The following is a 5,408-nucleotide window of genomic DNA, read 5'->3' on the forward strand; positions in this document are numbered from 1 at the left end:
CTCCAGCTGGTCGGTCAGCTCCCGGGACCAGGCGTAGGGGGTGGCGGGGTCGGCCACCGTGCCGACGACCACCAGCGGCGGGGCATCGGGGGCGGTGAAGCCGGTGGGCGCCTCCTCGGTCTCGGGCCAGTACGCGCACGGCAGTTGCAACCACACGTTGCCCGCGAACAGGGGTGCGTCCCTGGCCTCGCGGCGGGCCGTCTCCAGGTAGGTCCCGAGGTCGACCGGGTCGGCGCGGTCGGCGCAGTTGACCGCGGTCATCGTGGCCAGCGACTCCTGGTCGAAGTACGCCTGCTCCTCCTCGTCCTCGGTGTACGTGTAGTAGACGGTGTCGTAGAACCACTGGAGCCGGTTCTGTCCCCCCTCACCGGTGTCGAGGGCGTACAGGACGTCGTCCAGGATGTCCCAGTTGTACTCGTCGTACAGGGAGGCCGAGACCAGGTCCATGAACGCGGCGGCGTCGATCCGCCACCCGTCGATCTCGTAGGGGTCCTCGTCCAGGCCGTCCAGGACGTCCTCCATGAGCGGCCCGGCGCCGTCGGCCGTGTCGAAGGGGCACATGTCCGCGCTGGACACGCAGTACTCGGCGAAGTGCTCCCAGGATTCCTGGAAGCCGACGGCCTGCTCATAGGCGGCCTCGGCGTTGGTGTGGTCGGTCTCGACGCCGCCGTCCAGGACCAGGGCGCGGGAGGTCTCGGGGTACAGGTGCGCGTACAGGGCACCGATGTGCGTGCCGTAAGAGTAGCCGACGTACGTGAGGGCGTCGTCGCCGAGTGCCCGGCGCAGGAGTTCGAGGTCGCGGACCACGTTGACGGTGCCCATGGCGGCGAGGAACTCCTCCCCCGCCTCGTCGACGCAGTCCTGTGCGTAGGCGCGTGCCCGCCCGTCCAGGGCGGCGAGCCCGTCCTCGGTCAGGTCGTCGGCCCCGACCGCGACGGCGGCGTCGATCTCGGCGTACAGGGCCTCCCAGTCACCGCAGGCCAGGCCGTGGCTGGCGCCGACGCCGCGCGGGTCGAAGGACACCAGGTCGAAGGAGACACGGATCTCGTCGGAGAACGGCCGGTAGTACAGGGTCTCGATGCCGTATCCGCCGGGTCCGCCGGGGTTGATCACCAGGGAGCCGATGCGTTCCTCGGGCGGGCCGTCGGCGGGGGCGCGCATCACGGCCAGGCGCAGGGAGCGGCCCTGGGGGTCGGAGTGGTCGAGGGGGACCAGGAGGGTGCCGCATTCGAGCTCGCGCAGCCAGCTAGGGTCGGCGCCCCACTGGTGGCCCTCGCGGGCCTCCTCCCTGCTGTAGCAGGGGTACCAGAGGATCCGCTGGTCGGTGAACCGGTCGGCGACGCCGCTCGCGTTCCCCGTCCGGTCCCCCGTCAGGGCCTCGGCGACCTCGGTCGGGGTGGGGACGAACGGGAGGATCGCGCACCCCGTGGTGAGGAGGAGGGCCAGGGTCACGGCGAGGAGCCGTGTCGCGTCCCGCATGGCGGGGCTCCGTTTCCTGCGCGGGGGCCGCGCCGAGAAGAAGGGGGATGTGGTCATCCTTCATGGACGGAAACGGAAAGCCGTCGGTTGGCGCCCTTCGATAACAAAGAGGACATAAGCACCACCAGGCCCACCCGCCACACCCGCGCCCGCCGCAGCACCTACCCGCCACACCCGCGTCTGCGCCCGCCACCCGCGCCCGCGCCCGCGCCCGCGCCCGCCGCAGCATCCACCCGCGACGCCCGCCTCCTCCACACCCGCCCCTCACAGGGTGCTGACGTCGGTGTCCCACAGGTCGGGCGGCGCCGCGGGGTCGGCGACCACCAGCACCGGCCGCTGCGGGTCCCCGAACCCCCAGCCGCTCCCGCCGTTCCCGCCGCCCTCCCCACCCGAGCCGCCCCCGCCGTCCTCCTCCGGCTCCTCGTGGGTGATCCAGGCGACCAGCTCGGCGGCCCGCCCCACGTCGCCGCCCGGCCGGGTCAGCGCCATCACCTTGCCGGCCACGTCGCAGCGCAGGTTGAGGTGGCCGGTGGCCGCGGAGACGCTCTGCGCCCAGGCGCCCCGGCTCACCCTGCGGACCGCGCCCGAGCGGACGGGGCGGCTCCAGGCGGGGGCGGCCAGGCCCAGGGCGCGGTCGTCGAAGGTGAGCACCAGCACGGGGCGCTCCCGGGCCGTGTCGGCGGTCCGCGGGTCGGCCAGGGAGCGGTCGACCCACATCCCCACCGGGCCGCCGGCCGCGCGGACCAGGTGTTCGGCGGCGGCCGCCACCAGGGGGACGTCGACCTGCGCGGCGCCCTGCGGGCACACCGCGTCGGCCAGGGGGCCGGTCAGCGGCGCGTACCCGTCCAGGACGAGGGACCAGTCCACCACCGCCCGGTCCTGGACGGCGGCCCCGCCGTGGGTCAGGCAGATCACCGTGCGGTCGCGCACCACCTGGCAGGCGACGCACGCCCCCGAGCGGCGGGCGGCCAGGGCCAGGCCCAGGCTCATCGCCTTGGTGCCGGTGGTGACGTCCACGACCACCGGCCGTCCGGGGTCCTCGGCGCGCATCCCCTCGATCCAGGTGTGCGCGGCGTCGGCGACGGATCCGGCGCTGGAGCCGTCCACCGGGTCGGCGGCGAACCGGATGCGGTCGCGGTGTCCCGAGGCGCGCAGCCCGTCCGTGTCCGGGACCGGGGCACCGGGGTGTTCGGCGGCGTACAGGGCGCGCGCCGCCGCCTCGCGCACGCCCGCGCGCACCCCCTGGCGGGAGGAGAGCAGCAGGGCGCGTTCGGGCCGGTGGGCGTGCACGGCCGACAGCAGCCCCAGGCGGCTGCTGCCCAGCGCGGTGACCAGGATGGGCGCCGCGGAGGACGCGGTCACCGTGCACACCGGGGCGGCCGGTGCCACCGTACGGGCCACGGACCGGGGCATCGGCTCCGCCGGCCGCGTCACCGGCGGCTCCACGGCCCGCTTCACCGGCACCGCCCCCGGCACCGCCGGCCCCCGCGCCGCACCCGTCACCGACCCGGCCTGCCCGGGGAAGAACGCCTTGCGCAGCGACTCCGCGTCGGTCAGGCGGGCGCGCAGGTCGTCCAGGCTCCACACCTGGACCTGGGAGGAACTCAGCGCGGGGTTGTGCGCCGCGATGCGCTCGCGCAGCCCGGGCACCGCGGGCCCGGCGTGGACGAACAGCACCTTGGCGATGTTGCCGAACACGCGCCGGGCCTTGGCGACGGTCCACCCGGCGCGGGCGACCACCTCCTCCGCCCCGCTCTTGACCTCCACACACAGCACCCGGTGCCGGAACCGGACCAGGGCGTCGAAGTCGGCGATGGAGTCGGCGGGGTGGCGCGGGTCGGCGACCCGGCGCGGCCCCAGCACCTCCACACCGTCCCGGTCCCGGGTGATGCGCCGCAGGTGGCGCAGCACCTCGGCCTCGTTGACGGCCCCGCGCACCTCGGTGGGGTGCAGGCCGGGGAAGGCCTCGCGCAGGGCGCGGGCGCCACCGCGCAGGGCGGCGCGCACGGTGGCGGGGTCGCGGTCGGAGAGCCAGCGGGCGCCGTGGAGCTCGGCGAGGACGCCCAGGTCGATGCCGTCGTCGGCGATCGGCAGCGGCGGTTCGGCGGGGTCGACGGGGCGCAGCAGGTCGGAGGCGGGATCGAGGTAGTGGCAGCGCGGCGCCGGGACCCGCGGCTCCGCGTCCACATGGACCCCGGCCCGGGCCCCGGTCCCGGCCTCACCCCCGTCCCCGCCTCCGGTCCTGGTCTCGCCCCCGCCCTCGGTCCTGGTCCCGCCACCGGCCCCGCCCCCGTACCGGTGCAGGGCCGCGACCACGCTCATGACCGTGGTGCCCCCGGTGTAGTCGAGGTGGCGGGGGGCGGTGCCGTGGTCGCGGCGGATCCGGTCCAGGGCGGCCGCGACCCCGGCCGGGTCGTGCGGGTCGGGTCCCACCCCCTCCACCCGGACGGTGCGGTCGGGGGCGAGCCGGGCCAGCGCGGCGGCCGCGCGTTCGGCCAGGCGGCGGGTGCCGTCGCTGCTCAGCAGGACGATCCGGTCGGCCGGCAGGGCGAGCGAGGACAGCAGGGCCGGGGTGGGGTTGCGGCCGACCAGCACGACGGCGACGCGGGGAGTGTCCACGGCGTCCTTTTCCACACGGGGGCGTTGTTCGTTTCGTGGGGGACAACGCTATACCGTGGGTAAAGATGATGCTCGGACCAGTTATGCCCGTTTTGTCGTTCCGTCGATTCGGCCGACCCCTTTCCTCTTGTTCGACACGGGCGGTTTCTGCGGCCGCCGCCCGCTGACCACGAACGATCGGCAGGCGGTGACCACGCCGGTATTGTCCCTGACCAGGTCGGAGGGGATCAGCAGGTCGTCGCGCTCGGGGTGGGCGAAGCCGACCACGGACGAGACGATGAGCCACACCCCGGGTTTCGGCTCGGGAAGATTGGCCCGGGTGCGCCGTTCGGCGATCAGCGGCACCGGCCCCGGGCAGGTGGAGTCGTCCAGGTGTCCCACGGGCACCCGCTCGGCCTCGACCCTGGCGGGATCCTCCGCGCCGGGCCACCTGCCGATGACCTTCGCCTCGTCGTCCACGACTGTCACCACATGCGGCGTCAGGTTGCGCACCGGCATCCGGCGACCTCCGTTCCTCTCTCGCGACGCGTCCCCCGCGGCCGCGTCCACCCCTTCCAGGGCCTCACCGCAGTCTCTCGGACAGGAACGATCAAGGACCGGGAGCGACATGCCGGCCGCATGTCACCCGCATGCCGCCCGTATGCCACCCGCACGCCCCCGGTTCCCCCTGCCCCTTCACCGACTCCTCCACCTGTGCCTCCAGTGGCCATTGTTTCCAAAGTCCATTTGATGGCCATCTCAATGGATTTATATGCGTTGAGGACCAGGGTCGAGAATTGACAGTTCAGTCGCGTCGGTCATAGTTTGTTACCAGGTCTCCCGTTGACTCGGGAGTGCCACCTGAGGTCTCACGTACTCGCACACGCTTCTCCGGAGGGCTGGGGAAGCGACCCGGCCCCGGACCACCCGGGGAGAAGAGTTCGTGAGCACGCACCACTGCTCCGCCTGGGAGCTGTTCGGCTCCGCCGCCTTCCTGCGCGTCTTCACGCGCGTCCTGGGGTGCGGGCCCTGCTCCGCGGACGGAACGGCACAGGGCTGCTCGGGCCACGCCGAACAGTTCTGCGACTACGTCGACCTGTGCGCCGAGCACTGCCCGTGCCCGGACCACGGCGGCGATCCCGACGGTGTCATCGCCGTGCGCATGAGGCGCGCCGCGCCCGTCGGGGAGGCGGTCGACCGGACCGCCGCGCACCGGCTTCGCGATGCCCTGGACGACGTGCGCCGGGACCGGTCCTACAAGAACCTGCGCCACGTCTACCCCCAGCCCGCCGCCGACGGGCGGGTGCGCTGCGCGTTCTCCGAGCGGCCCC

3 protein-coding genes and 1 pseudogene are annotated in these 5,408 nt (G+C 74.1%); 1 reads left to right on the forward strand and 3 read right to left on the reverse strand.

The window, feature by feature from the left end; translation table 11 throughout:
- The 3 genes from ACJOT3_RS32130 to ACJOT3_RS32140 all read right to left on the reverse strand — a co-directional run.
- Positions 1-1,479, reverse strand: a 1,479-nt coding sequence (locus tag ACJOT3_RS32130; protein WP_406976896.1) for an alpha/beta fold hydrolase, incomplete at its 3' end; no start/stop codon positions are given.
- 264 nt (positions 1,480-1,743) lie between these two features.
- A complete protein-coding gene (locus tag ACJOT3_RS32135) occupies positions 1,744-4,098 on the reverse strand; it encodes a CRISPR-associated protein (protein ID WP_406976897.1) in 2,355 nt (784 codons plus the stop codon).
- A gap of 81 nt (positions 4,099-4,179) precedes the next feature.
- The gene (locus tag ACJOT3_RS32140; RefSeq protein ID WP_406976898.1) at positions 4,180-4,596 is read right to left on the reverse strand and encodes a hypothetical protein; all 417 of its coding nucleotides are present in this window, start codon (positions 4,594-4,596) and stop codon (positions 4,180-4,182) included.
- Positions 4,597-5,020: 424 nt separating this feature from the next.
- Between ACJOT3_RS32140 and ACJOT3_RS32145 the strand changes: the two are divergent.
- Positions 5,021-5,408: pseudogene (locus tag ACJOT3_RS32145) on the forward strand (hypothetical protein); the annotation flags it as partial.

Source organism: Nocardiopsis protaetiae, from assembly GCF_045446735.1.
Taxonomy (GTDB): domain Bacteria; phylum Actinomycetota; class Actinomycetes; order Streptosporangiales; family Streptosporangiaceae; genus Nocardiopsis; species Nocardiopsis protaetiae.

Bases quoted from the DNA above. Each gene is read 5' to 3' on its own strand.
- ACJOT3_RS32140 (WP_406976898.1), bottom strand. From the start codon at position 4,596: ATGCCGGTGCGCAACCTGACGCCGCATGTGGTGACAGTCGTGGACGAC.